Below are 19361 nucleotides of genomic sequence, written 5' to 3'. Positions count from 1 at the left end.
TCAGTCCCGGCCGCGCACCCACGCCCCGGTGCGCGGGTCGATCGACGGTGCGGGCGGGGGCGGGGCGCCCCACGGCCGCTCCTCGACGTGGACGTCCCCGTCGAGGTGGCGGGTGGTGACCACCGCCTCGGGACCCACGCGCGTGACCACGTCGGCCGCCCCGTCGTGGTCGACGTCGGTGGCGAGGACCAGCCCGTCGTCCCACGGGGCGACCGTGGTGTCGGCGACCCCGTCGGCGTCGGAGTCGACCGTGGGCGCGCCGAGGAGCGGCGCGCCGGGCAGCAGGTCCCCGGTGGCGAGGACCGGCATCGCCGGGGGGTGGGGGAACACCGCGGGCCCGGCCGCGGCGACCTCATCCTCGGTCATGGCCCGACGGTAGGTCGCCGCCCGTCGTCGTGGGGGCCGTTCGGGACAAGTCGGCTCAGCCCTCCGCGGCGAGCGCCGCCGCGAGGCGCCCGAGGACCGCCTCCGCCCGGCGCGCCGCCGCGTCCCGGTCCCGCAGGACGCGGTCGGTCGGACGGCGGGCGAGGCCCGCGAGTTCGGCGTCGAGCCGGCGCCCGTGCTCGTCCAGGGCCCGGTCGAGGGCGAGGGTGATCTCGCGGTCGGCCACGATCAACGCCTCCGAGAGCACCCGTTCGAGGTCCGTGCGCGCCTGCCCCAGGGCCTCGACCAGCCACGCCCGCGCGTGCGCCCGGTCCGCCGCCCGACGGCGCGCCCGCGCCAGCCAGCCCGCCGCGCCGAGGCCGAGCCCCACCGACACCGGGACCAGCGCCGCCCCGACGACGGGGGCCACGGGCACCGCGAGCAGCGGGAGCAGGGCCAGGCGGGACAGACCGAGCCCGCCCGTGGCGCCCGCCACGACGAGCATCCGGTCGGCCCGACGGCGGGTGCCCGGCGGGAGGTCCGGGCGGGCGGTCGGCGCCGGGATCCGCAGGGCGGCGAGGTCGTCGGCCGGCACGAGGCCCGCCAGGGTCCCGACGACGAGCTCGCGCAGCCGTTCCCCGAGCGCGGCCACGACCGCGGCGGCCTCCCCCTCGAGGTCCCGGGCCAGGTCGGCCTCCACGGAGCCGAGCTCCGTGGAGGAGGCGCGGTCGATCCGGTCGCGGTAGGCGGCGGCGAGGGCCCGGACCCGCCGCCCGACGTCGTCGACCACCGCCACCCGTGCCCCGGCCAGCTCCGCCCGCCAGCGCACGTGGTGCTCCCGCCGCAGACCGGTGCGGGCCGCCTCCAGCGCCGCGCGGCGCCGCTGCAGCTCGGGCGCGGGGTCGTCGACGTGCACCGCACGGAGGGCGCCGAGCGCGCAGCGCAGCGCGTTCGCCTCCGCGAGCATCCGACGGCGGCGGGCCACGAGCCGGTACAGCGACCGCTGGAGCGGGGCGAGGCCCGCTCGTCGGCGGAGCGCCTCGCCGTCGGTGCCGGTGCCCCGCGCCGCGGCCGCCAGTACGGGGGAGACCGGGAACCAGGGCGCGGCGGCGAGCCGGGGCACGTGCTCGGCCACCAGCTCCCGGTCGGCCTCCAGCACCGTCCGCCAGCCGCGGTGTGCCTCTGTGCCGACCAGGGCGAACGTCACGGCCTCCACCGTGTCCGCGGCTGCGGCCAGCCGGTCGAGCTCGTGGCGGTCGAGCGGCGCACCCGCCCCCACGACGACGAGCAGCGCCGAGGCCGCGGCGACCGACCAGCCGCCGTCGGGGGAGCGCGCCGGGAGGAGCAGGTCGAGCTCCTCGAGCAGCGGGACGTCCACGGACCCCGCGGTCAGGTGGTCGATCTCCCGGCCCAGTGCGGCCGGGTCGCGGTCGACCAGCGCCGCGGCGAGGGCCCGCCGTCCCCGCCCCGGGGCGCCGACCAGCGCGACGGCCGGGCGGTCGCCGGCCGCGGGAGGACCCGGCGTCGGGAGCCCGGCCTCGGCGAGGACCCGCGTCAGGTCGCGGCGGGCCGCGGCGACCTCCTCGGGCAGCGTCGCCCGGGCCGGGTCCCCGCTCACCGCGTCAGCTCGCCCCAGAGGCGCGCCCACCCCCGGTGCACGGTCCCGGCGACGTCGGCGCGCCCCGGTGGGGTGCCCCAGCTCGCGTAGCCGCGCCAGGTCGCCGCCCGGCGGGCCGCGTGCCCGGCCAGCTCACCGGCGGCGAGCCCGAGGCGACCGGCGAGGTCAGGGGCCGGGTCGGCGAGCAGGACGAGATCGGCCGCGAGGTCGGCGGGCAGGGGCAGGGCACCGCTGCCGTGCCGGGCCGCCGCCTCGGTGAGGGCGAGGTCGACGTGCACCGGCCGGGCCCGCAGATCCTCCAGCAGGTCGGCCAGGCGGACGAGGTCCCGGTCCCCGCCGTCGGGGGCCCCGCGTCGGCGGTCGGCCCGCAGGGCCGCCCGTTCCGCCTCGGCGAGCGCCGCGACCCGCCGTTCCGCGGCGACGGTGGCCAGCAGGTCCACGCGTCCGCGCACCTCGGCGCGCAGGCGGTCGACCACCCGGTCGAGGCCGGAGGCGGCGAGCAGCGCGGCGCACACGTCCCCCACCCCGGCCTCGGGCCGTGCGCGCAGCAGCGCGAGCGCGAGGCCCACCCCGCGGCGGTCGAGCAGGTCGAGCAGGCGGGCCCGGGTCGCGGGGTCGACCGGGGACGGGGCGGTGGTGAACAGCTCCGGGTCGACGAGGGCGGCGTCCGTGCCGGGGTCGGCCGCCAGCGCCCGCAGGGCCGCGACGTCCGCGGTGACCAGCGCGCCGGTCACCGCCGTCTCGGCCAGCAGCCCGATCACCGGTGTGACCGCACCCACGTGGGAGCCGAGCCGCCGCGACAGCCCGTCGGCCACCGCGGCCGCGTCCGCCTCGTCGCCCACCGTGTCCGCGCGGCCGAGCACCGCCACCACGCCGGCCGGACCGTGCCGGGCCGCGTCGGCGAGGCCCGCGATCTCCTCCGGGAGCGCGGTGGGCGGCAGCACGACGAGCGCGGCCTCCGCGGCGTCGGCGACGCCCCGCGCCGGGCCCCGGGGACGGCGGGCGGAGCCGGCGCCGGGGGTGTCCACCACGGTGAGCCCGTCGAGCGCCTCGCTGGTCAGCGACACCAGGAGGTGGTCGACGTCGCCCGGGTCGACGCCGAGCCGGTCGCCGACCGCGGCCGGGACCCGACCGCCCTCGGCCAGCGGCAACGGGCGCCGCGACCCGTCCGCGAGGACCACGTCGAGCCGGTCCACCGGGCCGCGGACGTAGCGGGCCGTCAGCCGCGTGCACTCACCTGCGCCCGTGGGCGCCACCCGGCGCCCGACGAGCGCGTTGACCAACGTCGACTTGCCCGACGACACCGGCCCGGTCACCACGATCGCCGGCGTGGCGACGGCCCGGGCCGCGACCGTGTCCAGCGCGTCCGCGATCGGCAGGGCGACCGCGGGCGAGACCGCACGGCAGCGCCGTGCCGTGTCCTCCGCCCACCGACCCACACCGGGCAGGGTAGGGAGCCCGGTCCGGCCGTGGGGGCCGTTCCGCGGACCTCACCAGCCACATCCGTCCCGGGATCACGCGCGCGTCGGGTTTCGTCCGATCGGGATCACGGGGATGCTGGTGCCCGACCGGGGGCGTCCCGGGCACCGTGACGAAAGGGCTCCGCCGTGGCCTCCAGCGCCGATACGGGCACCTACCTGCTCGTCGTCGCCATCGGAACGATCATGGCCATCCTGGTGGGCCTGGTCCTGCAGCGCTCCGGGCTCGGCTTCCTGCGCGAGGTGTTCGAGGACCGCGACGCGGCACAGTCGGTGAGCCGTCTGCTGTCGGTCGCCTACTACACCGTCGCCGTGGGCTTCATCGCCCTCATGTCGACCTGGGACCCCTTCGAGATCGAGGGGACCGTGCAGTACGTCGTCACGAAGATCGGCTCGATGCTCGTGTTCCTCGGCATCCTGCACGTGATCACGCTCGCGGTCCTGGCCCGCATCCGGAACAACAGCCGCGTGCAGCAGATGGCCGCCAACCTGCGGGGCGGTCGCCGGGCGCCGCGCGACTCGGGCCCGAGCCAGGCCCTCGGCCCCGGCAGTTCCTGACGATCCGCTCCGCGGGATCCGCCCGCCGCTCCGTCCGTCCGTGCCCGATGTGAGGATCGACCCCGTGCCAGCAGGAGACGTCGCGGGGCTCGACCAGCGTCGCGGGATCGTGAGCTTCGCCGACCGCGGGGGCCGGGTGACGCCGGGCCAGCAACGGGCCTGGGACCGCGCGTGGCCGCTCTACGGCCGGGAGCTCGCGGAGCTCGCCGACGTCCTCGACGACGCCGGGCACCTGGACGCCGCACGCTGGTTCGGCCGCGCGGCGCCGTTGCGGCTCGAGATCGGGTCCGGCATGGGGGAGACGACCGCGGCCCTCGCCGCCGCGGAGCCAGGCGCCAACCACGTGGCGGTCGAGGTCTACCCGCCCGGACTCGCCCAGCTGCTCATGCGCATCGAGGCCGCGGAGCTCGAGAACCTGCGGCTGCTGCGCGGCGACGCGGTGGTGGTGCTGCGCGACCACGTCGCGCCGGACTCGCTCGACGGGCTGCGCGTCTACTACCCCGACCCCTGGCCGAAACGCCGCCACCACAAGCGGCGCCTGATCCAGCCCGTGACCGTGGCGCTCATGGCCTCCCGCCTGCGCCCCGGCGCCACGCTCCACCTGGCCACCGACGTCGCCGACTACGCGGAGTGGATGCTCGAGGTCACCGACGCCGAGCCCCTGCTGGAGAACCCTCACGGCGGATTCGCCCCCCGCCCCGACTGGCGGCCGCTGACGAAGTTCGAGACGCGCGCCGAGCGCGAGGGTCGACCCAGCCGTGACCTGCTGCTGGTGCGTCGGGGAGCGCCCTCGTGATCATCCGGTTCGACGACGACGGGAGGCGCTCCCGGGAGGGGCGCGACCACGCCGGAGACGCCACCGAGCGGAGCTCGACCGCATCGGGTGGAACGCGACGGACGCGTCGCCGGAGGGCCGTTAGAGTCGACGTCGTGTCACCCTCCCCCGCGCCCTCCCCGGCCGACCTCGCGCACGCGACGGGCCCGGTGACGCTGGCCGGCGGGAGCCACCCGGACGACGTCGCGGCCGACGTGCCCGCCCCGCCCGCCCGGACGCTGCTCGTCTGGGACGCCCCGAACATGGACATGAGCCTCGGCTCGCTCCTCGGCGCCCGGCCCACCTCGGCGTTCCGCCCGCGCTTCGACGCGGTCGGCCGGTGGCTGCTCGGCCTGGCGGGGCCGGAGGGTCTCGCCGAGGCGACGGTGTTCACCAACGTCGTCCCCGGGTCCACCGAGATCGTGCGGCCCTGGGTCGAGGCGCTGCGCAACGTCGGGTTCGCGGTCTTCGCCAAGCCGAAGACCGCCGAGGACTCCGACGTCGACGACGACATGCTCGCCCACATCGAGGCGCGCCACGCCGAGGGCGGCCTGGAGCACGTGGTGGTGGCGTCCGGCGACGGGCGCGCCTTCCGCGAGCCGCTGGAGGCCCTCGTCGAGCAGGGCGTCCGGGTCACGGTCATCGGGTTCCGCGAGTACGCCGCGTTCGCCGTCGCCTCCGAGGTGGTGGCCTTCCTCGACCTCGAGGAGATCGAGGGCGTGTTCCGCGAGCCGTTGCCGCGCGTCAGCCTCGACACGCTGCCCGCCGGGGGTGCGTGGCTGCAGCCGCTGCGCTCGCTGCGGTCGCTGCTCGACCGCTAGCCGCTCACCCCTCGTGGCAGCGAAGCGTCGTTACTGTCATCCAGTGGCAGGAACGCCGCGTCGTCAGTGCGCCGCGTAGGAGGCCGCCGTGGACCTGCCGGAGCACTGGGGCACGACGGCGGCCGAGCGCGCCCGGCGCACGCCCGCCGACGACCTCGTCGCCGTCCCCACCGACCGCTGGACCCGCGGCGCCACGAGTACCGCCGACTCGGCCACGCTCTGGCGGTGGCTGTGCCAGCTCACGGTCGCGCCCTACAGCTACGACCTGGTCGACAACTGGTCGTGGTCGAGCTCCGCTCCGCTTCGTCTCCCGCGGGTCTGCCGCAGCCCCCGCACCCTGACGCCGGGGGCGGAGGACCTCCAGGTCGGCCAGCGGCTGTTGATGATCTTCGTCGTCGACTCCTTCGTCAGCGGCGAGCACCTGACGATCCGGCGCCGGACCACCAGCGGTCCGGTCGGGGAGTTCGCGGTCACCTACGCCGTGCACGCCGACCCGGCGGGCTCGCGGCTGACCGCGACCGTCGTGCTCGACGGGACCGGACCCGTCGTCGGGAAGGCGCTCGCGTGGGGCGACCTGGTGATGATGCGGCGGCAGCTGACCCTTCTGTGCGCCCTCGCGGCGCGCTGATCAGACTGATCGGCATGACCGCGCGCCGTCTCTCCGCCCCGCTCGTCCTGACCTGCGACGGAGCACCCGTGCCGCTGCAGGACGCGGTCGTGGACGTCGACGACGCGGGCCGGATCACCCACGTCGGCCCGAGGGCGGAGGCCCCGGCGACCGACGCCCCCGTGACGCACTGCAGCGGGCTGCTCATGCCGGGCCTGGTGAACACCCACGCGCACACGCCGCTGGCGCTGCTGCGCGGGATGGGCGGGGACCTGCCGCTGATGCGCTGGCTGACCGAGGTGGTGTGGCCGGCGGAGGCGCGCCTCGACGCCGCCGACGTGCGGACGGGGATGCTCGCGGGCGGCACGGAGATGCTGCGGGCGGGCGTCACCACGTCGACCGAGATGTACTTCTGGGCCGACACCGTCGTCGAGGCGGTGCTCGAGCTCGGCTCCCGGGTGGTGATGACGCCGGGCATCATCACCGCGCCCGGGATGGACCGGCTGGGCACGTGGGAGGAGATGCGCGACGGCATCTCGCGCTGGATCGACGCCGACGGCCTGCGCTTCGGACCGGGCGAGCGGGTCGAGCTCGGCTACGGGGCGCACTCGGCCTACACGCTCTCGGCGGAGGCGGTCGCGACGACGGCGGCCGCGGCCCGGGAGCGCGGGGCGCTGCTGCACATCCACGTCGCGGAGGCGGCCGGGGAGGACGACGAGGTCCGTGCCGTCTACGGCTCGGTGCCCGCGATGCTGGAGACGACGGGCAGCCTGGGCGGTCGCGTGCTCGCCGCGCACTCCATCCAGATGTCCGACCAGGACGTCGAGATCTTCGCCCGCCACGACGTGGCCGTGGCCCACTGCCCGGGCTCGAACGCGAAGCTCGCGGCGGGCGTGGCGCGGGTCGGGGAGATGTTGACCGCGGGGCTGCGGGTCGGGCTCGGCACCGACTCCCCGGCGTCGAACGACGACCTCGACCTGTGGGAGGAGCAGCGTCTCGCCTCGCTGTTCGCCCGCCAGCGCGGCGGCGACGCCACCGCCCTCACCGCCGCCGACGTGCTGGCCCTCGCGACGGCGGGTGGGGCGGACGCGCTGGGCCGCGACGACCTCGGCCGGCTCCGCCCCGGCGCGTGGGGCGACGTCGTGCACGTCGACCTCGACGACCCGGCCTTCGTCGACCCCGACGACCCGGCCCAGCTCGTGTCCAACCTCGTGTGGTCGGCGGGCTCGCGGGCGGTGCGCGACGTCTGGGTGGCCGGGGAGCCCGTGGTGGCCGACCGGATCCCGGTGCGCGTCGACCCGGCGGAGATCCTCGCGGCGACCCGTGCGGCCGGACGTCGCATCAAGGGGTGAGGGGTTCCCCCACGCCGTCCGGACGGTGCGCCAGGTCACGTCCCGTGGCAATCTCGCGCGCATGAGTGGCGAGTACCGGCAGGCGTACGACCGGAGCATGACCGACCCCGACGGCTTCTGGCGCGAGGCGGCCGCACTGATCGACTGGTACACCGAGCCCGAGACGATCATGGACGCGTCGGCGCTGCCGTTCTCGCAGTGGTTCGTCGGCGGGGAGCTCAACACCTGCCACAACGCCCTCGACCGGCACGTCGACGCCGGGCGGGGGGACCAGGTCGCGCTGATCCACGACTCGCCCGTGACCGACTCGCAGCAGCGCTTCACCTACTCCGAGCTGCGCGACCTCGTCGCCCGGTTCGCCGGGGTGCTGCGCTCGGTGGGCGTCGGCAAGGGCGACCGGGTGATCATCTACATGCCGATGGTCCCCGAGGCCGCGATCGCGATGCTGGCCTGCGCCCGGCTCGGCGCGGTGCACAGCGTCGTGTTCGGCGGGTTCGCCGCCCGCGAGCTCGCGGTGCGCATCGACGACGCCACGCCCTCGGCGATCGTGTCGGCGTCCTGCGGCATCGAGGGCAAGCGCGTCGTCGAGTACAAGCCGCTGCTGGACAAGGCCATCGAGCTCGCCGAGCACGACCCGGGCCGCTCGATCGTGCTCCAGCGCCCGCAGTACGAGGCGCCGATGACCGAGCGGGACCTCGACTGGGCCGAGGCGATGGCGTCCGCCGAGGCCACCGAGTGCGTCCCGGTCGCCGCCACCGACCCGCTCTACGTGCTCTACACGTCCGGCACGACGGGCAAGCCGAAGGGCGTCCAGCGCGACAACGGAGGGCACGCCGTGGCGCTGCGCTGGTCGCTGCCCGCGATCTACGACGTCGGGCCGGGCGAGGTCATGTTCACCGCCTCCGACGTCGGGTGGGTCGTGGGCCACTCCTACATCGTCTACGCGCCGCTGCTCACCGGGGCGACGACGGTGCTCTACGAGGGCAAGCCGATCGGCACCCCCGACGCGGGCGCCTTCTGGCGGGTCATCCAGGACCACCGGGTCAAGGCGTTGTTCACCGCGCCGACGGCGTTCCGGGGCATCAAGAAGGAGGACCCCGACGCGGTGCTCCTGCGCGACTACGACATCTCCTCGCTGCAGACCCTCTTCCTCGCCGGCGAGCGCCTCGACCCCGAGACCTGGACCTGGGCCTCCGAGACGCTCGGCGTCCCCGTCGTCGACCACTGGTGGCAGACCGAGACCGGCTGGCCGATCGCGGCCAATCTGCGGGGCCTCGAGCCGATGGAGCTCAAGGCGGGCTCGCCGTCGGTCCCGGTGCCCGGCTACCAGGTGGACGTCCTCGACGTCGACGGCACGGAGCTGCCGCGCGGCGAGGAGGGCGCCATCGTCATCAAGCTGCCGATGCCGCCCGGCTGCCTGCAGACCCTGTGGCAGGACGACGAGCGCTTCCGCGAGTCCTACATGTCGCGCTACGAGGGCTACTACCTCACCGGTGACGGCGGGTACGTCGACGCCGACGGCTACGTGTTCGTCATGGGCCGCACCGACGACGTCATCAACGTCGCCGGCCACCGCCTGTCGACCGGGTCGATGGAGGAGGTCCTGGCCGGCCACCCCGACGTCGCCGAGTGCGCCGTGATCGGCGTGCACGACGCGATGAAGGGCCAGGTCCCGCGCGGGTTCGTGGTGCTCAAGGCGGGCGTGACTCGCGGCGAGGACGAGATCGGCCCGGAGCTCGTGGCGCTGGTGCGCAGCGAGGTGGGCGCCGTCGCGTCGTTCAAGAACGTCGCCGTGGTCCCGGCGCTGCCGAAGACCCGCTCGGGCAAGGTGCTGCGCAAGACGATGCGCCAGATCGCCGACGGCCAGGACGCCATGGTCCCGTCGACGATCGACGACGCCTCGGTGCTCGACACCCTGCGCCCCGTCCTGCAGAAGGGCCCGCAGGGCAGCTGACACGCGCCCCTTCGCGCCGTTCCGCCCACTCCGGCGTGAGGGGAACCTTCATGCCATAAGAGCGCTCAGATCCTCCCCTCACGGTTCGGTCGGCCGGCCTGTGCGGGGAAGATTCGAGCGTTCTTGTGGCACCAGGGTTCCCCTCACGCGGTGAGGGTGGGGTGGCCGCTACTCGCCCTCGGGGAAGTCCGCGCCGCGGGCGACCTGCTCCCACGCGGCCGCCTCGTCGATGCGCTGCGACCAGAGCTTCGGCGCGAGGTCGGCGGCGGCGTTGCCGAGCAGGAGCCGGAGCGGGGGCTGGTCCGACGCGACGACCTGCCGCATCGCCTCCGCGGCCCGCCGCGGGTCGCCGGGCTGGGTGAACGCGCCGCGCCCGTCCATCGCCTCCCGGCGGGCGTGCAACACCTCGTCGTACTCCGGCATCGGAGTGGCCCGGACCATGGAGCCACCGTTCCAGTCGGTGCGGAACGGGCCGGGCTCGACGATCGTGACGTGGACGCCGAAGCCGGCCACCTCCTGCGCCAGGGACTCGCTCAGGCCCTCCAGACCCCACTTCGTCGCGTGGTAGAGCCCCGTGTTCGGGAATGCACCGACGCCGCCCACGGACGAGATCGGCAGGATGTGCCCGGAGCCCTGGGCCCGCATCGTGGGCAGCACGGCCTGCATCGACCACAGCGCGCCGAACAGGTTCACCTCGATCTGGTCGCGCGCCTCGGCCTCCGAGACCTCCTCGACGCCACCGCCGAGGCCGTAGCCGGCGTTGGCCACCAGCACGTCGATCCGCCCGACCTGCTCGGCGGCCTCGCGTGCGACGCGGAACGTGGCGTCCCGGTCGGTGACGTCGAGGTCCATCGCCACCAGCCGGTCGCCGTGCGCACCGCGGAGGTCGTCCAAGGACGAGGCCTTCCGGGCGGTCGCCACGACGGTGTCACCCGCCTCGAGGCACACCTCGACCAGCGCCCGCCCCAGTCCGCGGGAAGCGCCGGTCACCAGCCACACTCGTTCGCTCATGCACACGGTCTACCCCCGCCGGCGGCGGTGACACCGGGGGGCGTCGGGGACCTCAGCCCGCGCGACCCAACCCGTCGTCGGGAAGCTTCGCCCCGCCGTAGCCGATGTAGTTGCCCGAGGAGTTGCGGAGGCCGCCGTCGGTGACGGCGTCGAGGCCGTGGTTGGCGATCATCGTGCGCACGCCGGCGGTGATGTTGGCGACCGGGTCGTAGATGCCCTTGTCGGCCAGCGAGGGCAGCACCGCGTTGCGGAACGTCGTGTCGATGAGCTGCATGAGGCCCTTCGACGGGGTGCCCGCGGCGGCGTTCGAGTCCCAGTTGTTGATCGCGCGGGGGTTCCCGGTGGACTCGCGCATGATGATCTGCTTGACGCCCGGCGCCAGCTTCTGCGGCAGGCCCATCAGACCGAGGGCCTTCGCGATCTGACCGTTGAGCGTGTCGTCGTTCCCGGCGCTGTAGGGACGACCGAACTCCACCGGACCGTTCTCCCGGGCGACCGCCATGGCCTTCTGCAGGTCGTCCGCGCCGGTGTCGGCGGCCTTCGCGGCGGCGTCGAGGTCGGCGGAGGACATCGCGATGGTGGTGACGTCGCTGATCGCCGACGTCGCGGTCGCCGCAGGCCGCGCGGTCGGGCCCTGCTGGGTCGCCAGCGCCATCTGCGCCGCGGAGAGCTGGGCGGTGCCCGGGTCGGCGTCGGCGGTGTGCGTGGTGTCGAACGCCTGCACCGCGGGCACGACCGCGCCGGCGGCGACGGCCGCGACCAGGATCTTCCCGGAGGTGGCGCCGGACAGGGTGCGCGCCGCCCGTGGGCGGGCCGGGGCGGGAGCGGGGGTCCAGGCCGTCACGCGCGAGGGCATGGCGGCGAGCGGGCGCATCGGGGCAGCGGCGGCGAACGCGGGGGTGTAGCCGGGGACGGAGCGGGTAGCCCGCTGTCCGGGGACGAGTTGCCCGTGTCGCGCCACGTGTTCACCCTTCGCCGCAGGGCCGGCACGACGAGGCCGCTGGGGAGCGGTGGCGCCGGCGTGGCGCCGTGACCTCGTCGTGATCTGGACCGCCGGAACATAGCGGGGTGCCGGTCACGCGTGGGGACGGGGTGGCCCGTGGGACGCCCGCCGACCTCCCGACGACGGATGCGTCCGGGATACGTGCGGCGACCGGCCGGGGAGCACCACGATCAGGTCGTGCCCGGGGCGGTGACCGGCCGGGCGGCCACGGTCGAGCGGTCCGGGGATCTCCTCGCCGAACGGGCGGACGGGCCGGTGGTCGACGAACGGCGCCGGGACGACCTCCCGGCGACCGCTACGGGCTTCTCGCCGTGATCGGGCGCGTCCGGGGGTGTGGGCCCGGCAACCGGACCAGCGCCCTCAGAGAGCGCTCAGCCGAGGAGCTCCGCCAGGCCGTCCAGCGCGCGGTCGCCCTCCCTCTGTGCCGCGGCGGAGACGGAGCCCAGCCCGAAGAAGCCGTGCACCAGGCCTTCGCCCCGCAGCAGGCGGACCGGGACCCCCGCGTCCGCCATCGCCCCGGCGTGCGCGACGCCCTCGTCCCGCAGCGGGTCGAACTCCGCGACGGCGACGACGGCCGGTGCGAGTCCGGCGAGCTCGGAGAGCCGGGCGGCCTCGGCGAGGTTGACCGAGGGGTCCGCGTGGGCGGCCGGGTCGGGCAGGTAGCGGGCGTAGAACCAGCGCATGTCGTCCGCCGTCAGGAAGGGGCCGTCGGCGTTGGCCGCCACGCTGGCGGAGGACAGCGTGGGGTCCAGGCCGGGATAGAGGAGCAGTTGCCCCTCGAGGCGCGGGCCCCAGTCCCGCGCCAGCAGCGCGAGTCCCGCGGCGAGTCCGGCGCCGGCGGAGTCGCCCCCGACGACGAGGCGTCCCCCGATGGTCGTGGCCGTCCAGCGGAGGGCCGCGTGCGCGTCCTGGAGGGCGGCCGGATGCGGGTGCTCCGGGGCGAGGCGGTAGTCCACCGAGACCACCCGGGCCCCGAGGTGACGGCACACCCGCCGGGCCGCGGCGTCGCCGGTGTCGAGGTCGCCGACCACCCACCCGCCCCCGTGCAGCCAGACGACCGTGATGCCGCTGGGCTGCTCCGGGGAGTACACGCGGACCACGACGTCGGTGTCGGTGGTGGGGTCGGTGACGACGTCGTCGTGCACCTCGGCCACCGGCAGGTCGACGGAGCCGCGTCGGAGCAGGGCGAGCTCCCGGTAGTTCCGGCGGGCCTCCTCGGGCGTGTCCCGGGTGATCGGCAGCCACCCGTCGGCCTCGAGCTTCTCGATCCCGGCGGCGAGTTCTGGGTCCAGGGCGCTCACGGCCCGACCCTGGCACGAACGACGACGGCCCGCCTCCGGATGACCGGGCGACGGGCCGCTGACCTGCGATGAGGTTCTTGGAGCGAGTGACGGGAATCGAACCCGCATTCTCAGCTTGGGAAGCTGATGTTCTACCACTGAACTACACTCGCCTGCTTCGATCGACGACGATACACCGGTCCGGCCGACGGGGGATCAGGCACCCTCCGGGATCCCGAACGGCCCACGCGTACTGCAATCACACCGCTGTAACTCACTCGGATCACGCTGTGGTCTCGGTCCGGTCGCGGCCGAAAGGTGACGGTGCGTGGATCCGATTGCGCCCAAGCGGTAGTCCTCCGGCACGTGTCTGTCCTGCTGAGACGAAGTGGTGTGTGCTGTTCTCGTGGGTAGAGCGGATGACGGCGGGGAGGTGCCCATGACACTGGGTGATCACCTTGACCCGGATCTCACTCCGGACGTGGCCGAACTGCTGATCGTCGTGGCGTCGGTGGAGGACGCCCGGGCGCTCGCGCCGTTGGGCCGTCCGGGGAACGTCCCGCAGGACGAACCGGTCACCCCGATACTCGTCGCGACCGGCCCGGACCCCCTCGGGGTGGACGCCGAGCTCGACGAGCTCGATGCGCCGGCCGGACGCCTGCTCCTGCTCGACGGCCCCACGCGGGGCTGGGCGGAGGAGGCCGCGCGACTGGTCGTCCGTCTCGACGCGCTCATCGCCGGCGAGCCCCCGGCCGGCGTCGTCGTGCGTGGCGGGTCGGAGGCCGCGCTCGCGGCCGCCCGGTGCGCGGTCGCGGTCGGGGTGCCGCTGCTCCACCTGCCCGTCCCCGCGTCCGACGCGCGCAGTGCCGCGACCGGCGCGCTCGTCGGCGAGCTCGCCGCCTGGCAGACCTCGCCCGACGGCGGGCTCCCGTACCCGACCGAGATCGACCTGCTCGTGCACCGGCGACTCGCTCCCGCGCCGCCCCGCCCGCGGCACGCGAGCGACCCCAACGTCGTGCGGATGCCCTCCGGCCGTGGCTCGCGGTCGTCCCTCTCCGCCTGACCCGTTCCCTCGATCGACTGGGCCGATCAGCCGTACGTGTTGATCCATCGGCAGGGATCCACTCGGCCTCCGCCCGTAAAGCTTGGGCGCCCTACCCGGAAACGGCTAACGTCATGCCTCCGGTGGGGGATGTCCAGCAGGGGAGCACGCTCGTCGGCGGCTCGCGGCGTGACGCCCCGGGGGACATCGGCCAGGAGGGTGTGGTGGTGAGACGAGCACCGAGGTTGACCACCGAGGTCCAGCGCCTCGGGGTCACGGTGTCCGTCGCCGCGCTCGTGATCGTGCTGCTGGTCGTCTTCCGCGTGCTGTACAGCGCCGCGGTGACGTCCCCGGCCGAGGACCGGCTGCAGGCCGGTCTCCTCGCCGTCGAGGACTCCCACCAGGCGATGCTGTCCATGGACTCGGCGCTGCGGGGCTACCTGGCCACCGGTGACCGGTTCTTCTCCGACGAGGCCACCAAGACCAGCCCGGAGCTGGCGGCCGCCGACACCCAGATGGTCAACCTGCTCGAGGAGCCGGCGCTGCGGCAGAGCGTCCTGCAGCTGCTCCTGGCCCAGCAGCGGTGGCGCACCGAGTGGGCCGACCGTGCCCGGCAGCTGCCGCCGCCCGGCGGGGTCGAGGCCTTCCTGCTGCAGGGCAAGGCGATCTTCGACAACTACCAGGGGCGCAAGGACGACACCCGCGCGGCGACGCTCGTCGCGATCGAGGACAACCAGCGGATGTCCGCGGTGATGCAGTGGTCGGTCGGTGTCCTGCTGGTGCTCGTCGGGCTCGGCACGCTCGTCGTCGCGCTCCGTGGCCGCCGTCGGCTCGAGCGCCACGTGGTCGCTCCCGTCGACGGCCTCCTCGCCTCGGTGCGGGGGATCTCGGAGGGCCGCCTGCACCCGCCGGAACCGGTCGCGGGTTCCGCGGAGCTGGTGGCCCTGCGTGACGGACTTGCGGACATGACCGTGGCGCTGCGCCACCAGCGCGAGGAGACGATGGCGCAGGCCGAGCGCCTGCAGGCCCAGACCGACCGCCTCCGCACGATCCTGATCATGACCCGCGAGATCGCGGGTTCCCTGAACACCCGCTACGTCGTCGACTCGACGGTCCAGGCCGCCGTCGCCGTCACCGAGGGCCGGGTGCTGCTCTGGCTGCTCGACGAGGACGGCTCCGGGCTGGAGCTCGCCTACGACTCCGAGCGCGGCGCCATCCCGCCCCTCGAGCGGCAGTGCAGCCTCGGCGTCGGGGTGGTCGGGCGTTCGGCGCGCTACGGGCAGATCTCCCGCGGGGACCCCGACACCGACGACGAGGCCGCCGTGGCCGTCCCGCTGGTGGTCGGTGCCCGCGTCATCGGGGTGCTGGAGTGCTTCGACGGCACCGACGGCGAGGTCGACGGCCAGGCCCTGTCGGCCGTCGAGATGCTCGCGACCCTGGCCGGCTCGGCGATCGAGGCCAGCCGCCTGCACGCCGCGACCGAGCGGCTCTCCCAGTTCGACCCGCTGACCCAGCTCGCCAACCGGCGCCGGCTCGGGGCCGACCTGGACAACGCCGTCGCCAACGCGAAGCGCCACGGGCAGCCGATGTCGGTGATCATGCTGGACCTCGACCACTTCAAGGAACTGAACGACCGCTACGGCCACCAGCAGGGCGACGTGGTGCTCCAGGAGGTCGCGAGCACCCTGCGGGCGTCGATGCGCGACGGCGAGACGGCCTACCGCTACGGCGGGGAGGAGTTCGCCATCCTCATCACCCAGGGCGACACGGAGGACGCCGCCGCCCTCGCCGAGCGGCTGCGCGAACGGGTGGAGACGGACTTCAAGCGCGGCGGTCGCCAGCTCGTCACGGCCTCGTTCGGCATCGCCACGCTCCCCGACCACGCCGGCGACGGTGAAGGGCTCGTCTCCGAGGCCGACCGGGCGCTGTACTCGGCGAAGAACTCCGGCCGGAACCGCGTCCACCGCTCCGGCCAGCTGGTCGGCTGAGGCCAGGTCCCCGCGAGATGCACGTGGGGCAGGTTCCTGGGCTGCTGGGGCTGCCTGGTGTGACCCTCGGAGCGCGCTGCTGGGCCCGCCCGGCCGCGAGATGTACGTGGGGCAGGCTGCGGGCCCGTTGAGGCTGCCTGGTGTGACCCTCGGCGCGAGCGTGCCTAGGACAGACCCTTGCGGAAGTTCACGTAGGACCGGGACGGCGTGGGTCCTCGCTGGTCCTGGTAGCGCGAGCCGTAGATCTCGGAGCCGTACGGGTGCTCGGAGGGCGACGAGAGCCGGAACAGGCAGAGCTGGCCGACCTTCATCCCCGGCCACAACCGGATCGGCAGGTTCGCGACGTTCGACAGCTCCAACGTCACGTGCCCGGAGAAACCGGGGTCGATGAACCCGGCCGTCGAGTGCGTCAACAGGCCCAGACGGCCGAGACTCGACTTGCCCTCCAGTCGCCCGGCCACGTCGTCCGGTAGCGAGATGACCTCGTACGTCGAGCCCAGGACGAACTCGCCCGGGTGGAGCACGAACGCCTCGTCGTCGGCCGGCTCGACCATCCGCGTCAGGTCGTCCTGTTGCAGGGCCGGGTCGATGTGGGTGTAGGCGTGGTTGTTGAACGTGCGGAAGTGCCGGTCCAGGCGCAGGTCCACGCTCGAGGGCTGCAGCAGCGTCTCGTCGAACGGCTCGAGTGCGACCCGCCCCGCGGCGATCTCGGCACGGATGTCGCGGTCGGAGAGCAGCACCGCCGCACTCTATCGGCGCAACCCGACACGCCGAGCGACCACACCCGGCGTCGGGAAGGTCGACGGTCCCGACCGCACCCCGGAACGAACGAAGGGGCCCTCCGGTCGACCTACTCGACCGGAGGGCCCCTTCGCTCGGGAACCGGGGAGGGCTACTCCGCCGGGTTCTGCACGTTCGCCGAGGTGGCCGTGGTGGCCGGGTCGGACTCGCCCGGCTGGTCACCGTCGGCCGGCGCGCCGCGCTTCACCGCAGCCAGGAGCATCTGCGAGACGTCCATGACCTCGGTGCCGACCGCCTTGGCCTCGCTCTGACGCTCGGTGAGGCCGTCGGTGAGCATGACGCGGCAGAACGGGCAGCCGGAGGCGATGACATCGGGCTCGACGGAGATGGCCTCGTCGACGCGCTCCATGTTGATGCGCTTGCCGATGTTCTCCTCCATCCACATGCGCGCACCACCGGCACCGCAGCACAGCGCCCGGTCGGCGTGGCGCGGCATCTCCTTGAGCACCGCGCCCGCGGCCTCCACCAGCTCACGCGGCGGGGTGTAGACCTCGTTGTGCCGGCCCAGGTAGCACGGGTCGTGGTAGGTCACGGTCTTCGGTCCGTGCCCGTTCGAGTGCCCGTTGGTCGACCCGTTGGTGGAGACGACCTCGGAGGCCGGGGCCGCCTGGTCGGTCGGGTGGCCGTTCGTCGAGTGCCCGTCGGCCTTGACCAGACCGCGCTCGGTGCCGTCGGCCTGTGGGCCCTTGTACTGCAGGTTCGTCGCCGGGTTGATGTCCAGCTTGGCCTGCGGCACCGGCGAGGACTCCGGGGCGACCGGGATGAGCTTCTTCTCCCGGACCAGCTGGTTGAGCAACTGGGTGTGGTGGACGACCTCGTAGTGGCCGTCGAGCTGCGGGTACTCGCGCCCGAGCGTGTTCATGCAGTGCGGGCAGGTGGTGACGATCTTGCGGGTGCCGGGTTCGCGGCCCTCGAAGACCGTGTCCAGCATCTCCTTGGTCTGCATCGCCATCATCTGGAAGAGGAACTCGTTGCCCGAGCGCCGCGCCGGGTCACCCGTGCAGCTCTCCTCCTTGCCGAGCACCGTGTAGTTCACGCCCGCGATGTGCAGCAGCTCCGCGGTGGCCCGCACGGTCTTCTTCGCGTTGTCGTCGAACGCACCCGCACAGCCGATGAAGAACAGGTACTCGGTCTCCGGGGACAGCTCGCCGTCGAACTCGGGCACCTCGAAGGGGAGGTCCTTCGCCCAGTCCATGCGGCTGGAGTTGTTCTGGCCCCAGGGGTTGCCCTTGTTCTCCAGGTTGCGGAAGAGCACGCCGAGCTCGCCGGGGAACTCGGACTCGATCATCACCTGGTTGCGGCGCATGTCGACGATGTGGTCGACGTGCTCGATGTCCACCGGGCACTGCTCGACGCAGGCGCCGCAGGTGGTGCAGGACCAGAGGACCTCGGGGTCGATGACGCCGAGCTGCTGGGCGGTGCCCACCAGCGGGCGGGCGGCCTGGATGTCGTCCGTGCCGACGTGGCGCTCGTAGCCCGACTCGGGGACGCCGTGGCCGCCGTGCTCGTTCTTCGCGAGGCCCGCGTCCCAGTCGATGCCCCCGCCGTCGGGCATGTCCTTGCCGCCGATCATGTACGGCGCCTTCGCGAGCATGTGGTCGCGCAGGTCCATGATCAGCAGCTTCGGCGACAGCGGCTTGCCGGTGTTCCACGCGGGGCACTGCGACTGGCAGCGACCGCACTCGGTGCACGTCTCGAAGTCGAGCATGCCCTTCCACGTGAAGTCCTCGATCTTGCCGCGACCGAACGAGGCCTCCTCGGGCGGGTCCTCGAAGTCGATCGGCTTGCCGTCGTACTCGATCGGCTGCAGCGGGCCGAGGGCCTTCGGCAGGCGCTTCGCCGCGACGTTGATCGGCGCGATGAAGATGTGGAGGTGCTTCGAGTAGAGCACCTGCACGAGGAAGACCAGCGCGACGCCGATGTGCAGCAGCAGGAAGATCGTCTCGAGGACGAACAGCGTCGTCGGGGAGAGGCCGGTGAACAGCTGGCCGACGGCGATCGAGACCCAGGCGCCCGACTCGTAGGGCAGGTTGCCGGCCGCCGACGAGGTGCCGCGGAAGGCGAACAGCGTCCAGATCACGTTGAAGATCAGGAACAGCACGATCCAGGCGCCGGACGTGTGCGACCCGTAGAAGCGGGACGAGCGCTGCTTGCGCTCCGGGTCCTGCTGCACGCGCATGATGCCGAACGTGATGATCGACAGCAGCACCATGACGGCGATGAGGTCCTGGACGAAGCCCAGGATCGGCGAGCGCCCGATCAGCGGGATGTGGAAGTCCTCCACGAACAGCGCGCCGTAGGCCTCGATGTAGACCGTCAGCAGGATGACGAAGCCCCACATCGTGAAGAGGTGGGCCAGGCCGGGGATCGACCAGCGGAGCAGCTTGCGCTGACCCGCGACCTCCACGATCTGGGCGCGCAGCCGGGCACCGAGACCCTCGGAGCGCTTGGCGTCGGGCTGCCCGGACTTGATGAGGCTGTAGAGCCACCACGCGCGGCGGGCGGCGATCACCCCCACGGCCAGGGTCAGGGCGAGACCCAGGATCAATCGGACGAGCACGGTGTGACCTCCCTGCGGACCGCTGCGTCGCCCGCAGGGTCCGTCACGTTCAGGCGGGCCTGGGAGCGCGCTGCGGTGGTGGTCGCGCCGTCGGCCCGGATCAGCAGGACT

The 19361-nt window shown here is 74.0% G+C and carries 17 protein-coding genes and 1 tRNA gene; 9 read left to right on the top strand and 9 right to left on the bottom strand.

Going from position 1 to position 19361, the window contains the following annotated elements:
• From BJ983_RS21250 to BJ983_RS21240, 3 genes are read right to left on the bottom strand one after another with little or no spacing between them, the layout of a single operon-like run.
• Positions 1-366: a DUF6802 family protein gene (locus BJ983_RS21250; RefSeq protein WP_179795637.1), complete on the bottom strand. Its 366-nt coding sequence runs from the start codon at positions 364-366 to the stop codon at positions 1-3.
• A gap of 55 nt (positions 367-421) precedes the next feature.
• Positions 422-1981 carry a hypothetical protein gene (locus tag BJ983_RS21245; protein WP_179795636.1) on the bottom strand — a complete coding sequence of 520 codons (1560 nt, stop codon included), beginning with the start codon at positions 1979-1981 and terminating at the stop codon, positions 422-424.
• Complete coding sequence (locus BJ983_RS21240; protein ID WP_179795635.1) at positions 1978-3420, bottom strand: dynamin family protein; 1443 nt, start codon at positions 3418-3420, stop codon at positions 1978-1980. The genes BJ983_RS21245 and BJ983_RS21240 overlap by 4 nt, the downstream gene beginning before the upstream one ends.
• Before the next feature lie 168 nt (positions 3421-3588).
• Here BJ983_RS21240 and BJ983_RS21235 point away from each other — a divergent pair, with 168 nt between their 5' ends.
• From BJ983_RS21235 to BJ983_RS21210, 6 genes are all read left to right on the top strand, one after another.
• A complete protein-coding gene (locus BJ983_RS21235; protein ID WP_179795634.1) occupies positions 3589-4017 on the top strand; it encodes a hypothetical protein in 429 nt (142 codons plus the stop codon).
• Between the two features lie 64 nt (positions 4018-4081).
• Positions 4082-4813 carry a tRNA (guanosine(46)-N7)-methyltransferase TrmB gene (gene trmB / locus BJ983_RS21230; RefSeq protein ID WP_179795633.1) on the top strand — a complete coding sequence of 244 codons (732 nt, stop codon included), beginning with the start codon at positions 4082-4084 and terminating at the stop codon, positions 4811-4813.
• Positions 4814-4947: 134 nt separating this feature from the next.
• Positions 4948-5652 (top strand): NYN domain-containing protein, encoded by a 705-nt coding sequence (locus BJ983_RS21225; RefSeq protein ID WP_179795632.1) that lies wholly within the window; start codon positions 4948-4950, stop codon positions 5650-5652.
• Between the two features lie 88 nt (positions 5653-5740).
• A complete protein-coding gene (locus tag BJ983_RS21220; protein WP_179795631.1) occupies positions 5741-6280 on the top strand; it encodes a hypothetical protein in 540 nt (179 codons plus the stop codon).
• A gap of 14 nt (positions 6281-6294) precedes the next feature.
• On the top strand, positions 6295-7611 hold the full coding sequence (locus BJ983_RS21215) for an amidohydrolase family protein (RefSeq protein ID WP_179795630.1): 1317 nt from the start codon (positions 6295-6297) through the stop codon (positions 7609-7611).
• A 61-nt stretch (positions 7612-7672) separates the two neighbouring features.
• A complete protein-coding gene (locus BJ983_RS21210) occupies positions 7673-9565 on the top strand; it encodes a propionyl-CoA synthetase (RefSeq protein ID WP_179795629.1) in 1893 nt (630 codons plus the stop codon).
• Between the two features lie 168 nt (positions 9566-9733).
• Here BJ983_RS21210 and BJ983_RS21205 read toward each other — a convergent pair whose 3' ends face one another.
• A complete protein-coding gene (locus BJ983_RS21205; RefSeq protein WP_179795628.1) occupies positions 9734-10576 on the bottom strand; it encodes an oxidoreductase in 843 nt (280 codons plus the stop codon).
• Between the two features lie 52 nt (positions 10577-10628).
• Positions 10629-11537, bottom strand: a complete 909-nt coding sequence (locus BJ983_RS21200) for a transglycosylase SLT domain-containing protein (RefSeq protein WP_343054284.1) — start codon at positions 11535-11537, stop codon at positions 10629-10631.
• Positions 11538-11756: 219 nt separating this feature from the next.
• Here BJ983_RS21200 and BJ983_RS21195 point away from each other — a divergent pair, with 219 nt between their 5' ends.
• Positions 11757-11894: a hypothetical protein gene (locus BJ983_RS21195; protein WP_179795627.1), complete on the top strand. Its 138-nt coding sequence runs from the start codon at positions 11757-11759 to the stop codon at positions 11892-11894.
• Positions 11895-11950: 56 nt separating this feature from the next.
• Here the strand turns inward: BJ983_RS21195 and BJ983_RS21190 are convergent, their stop codons facing one another.
• Positions 11951-12880, bottom strand: a complete 930-nt coding sequence (locus tag BJ983_RS21190) for an alpha/beta hydrolase fold domain-containing protein (RefSeq protein WP_179795626.1) — start codon at positions 12878-12880, stop codon at positions 11951-11953.
• 78 nt (positions 12881-12958) lie between these two features.
• Positions 12959-13032 (bottom strand) — tRNA-Gly (locus BJ983_RS21185).
• A gap of 308 nt (positions 13033-13340) precedes the next feature.
• On the opposite strand from BJ983_RS21185, the gene BJ983_RS21180 reads away from it, so the two are divergent.
• Positions 13341-13922 (top strand): hypothetical protein, encoded by a 582-nt coding sequence (locus BJ983_RS21180; RefSeq protein ID WP_179795625.1) that lies wholly within the window; start codon positions 13341-13343, stop codon positions 13920-13922.
• A gap of 224 nt (positions 13923-14146) precedes the next feature.
• Positions 14147-15889 (top strand): GGDEF domain-containing protein, encoded by a 1743-nt coding sequence (locus BJ983_RS21175; protein WP_179795624.1) that lies wholly within the window; start codon positions 14147-14149, stop codon positions 15887-15889.
• A 164-nt stretch (positions 15890-16053) separates the two neighbouring features.
• Here the strand turns inward: BJ983_RS21175 and dcd are convergent, their stop codons facing one another.
• Both dcd and BJ983_RS21165 read right to left on the bottom strand, forming a co-directional pair.
• Positions 16054-16629, bottom strand: coding sequence for a dCTP deaminase (dcd, locus tag BJ983_RS21170; RefSeq protein ID WP_179795623.1), 576 nt, complete (start codon positions 16627-16629; stop codon positions 16054-16056).
• Positions 16630-16781: 152 nt separating this feature from the next.
• Positions 16782-19250, bottom strand: a complete 2469-nt coding sequence (locus BJ983_RS21165) for a heterodisulfide reductase-related iron-sulfur binding cluster (RefSeq protein ID WP_179795622.1) — start codon at positions 19248-19250, stop codon at positions 16782-16784.
• Positions 19251-19361 lie beyond the last annotated feature (111 nt).

It is taken from the genome of Actinomycetospora corticicola (genome assembly GCF_013409505.1).
Taxonomy (GTDB): domain Bacteria; phylum Actinomycetota; class Actinomycetes; order Mycobacteriales; family Pseudonocardiaceae; genus Actinomycetospora; species Actinomycetospora corticicola.
Note: the sequence above shows the minus strand (reverse complement) of the source record. Positions and strands in the feature narration are given on the sequence as shown.

Excerpts from the sequence above, each read along its gene's own strand:
- BJ983_RS21250 (WP_179795637.1), bottom strand. The coding sequence starts at position 366 with ATGACCGAGGATGAGGTCGCCGCGGCCGGGCCCGCGGTGTTCCCCCAC.
- BJ983_RS21215 (WP_179795630.1), top strand. The coding sequence starts at position 6,295 with ATGACCGCGCGCCGTCTCTCCGCCCCGCTCGTCCTGACCTGCGACGGA.
- BJ983_RS21210 (WP_179795629.1), top strand. The coding sequence starts at position 7,673 with ATGAGTGGCGAGTACCGGCAGGCGTACGACCGGAGCATGACCGACCCC.
- BJ983_RS21205 (WP_179795628.1), bottom strand. The coding sequence starts at position 10,576 with ATGAGCGAACGAGTGTGGCTGGTGACCGGCGCTTCCCGCGGACTGGGG.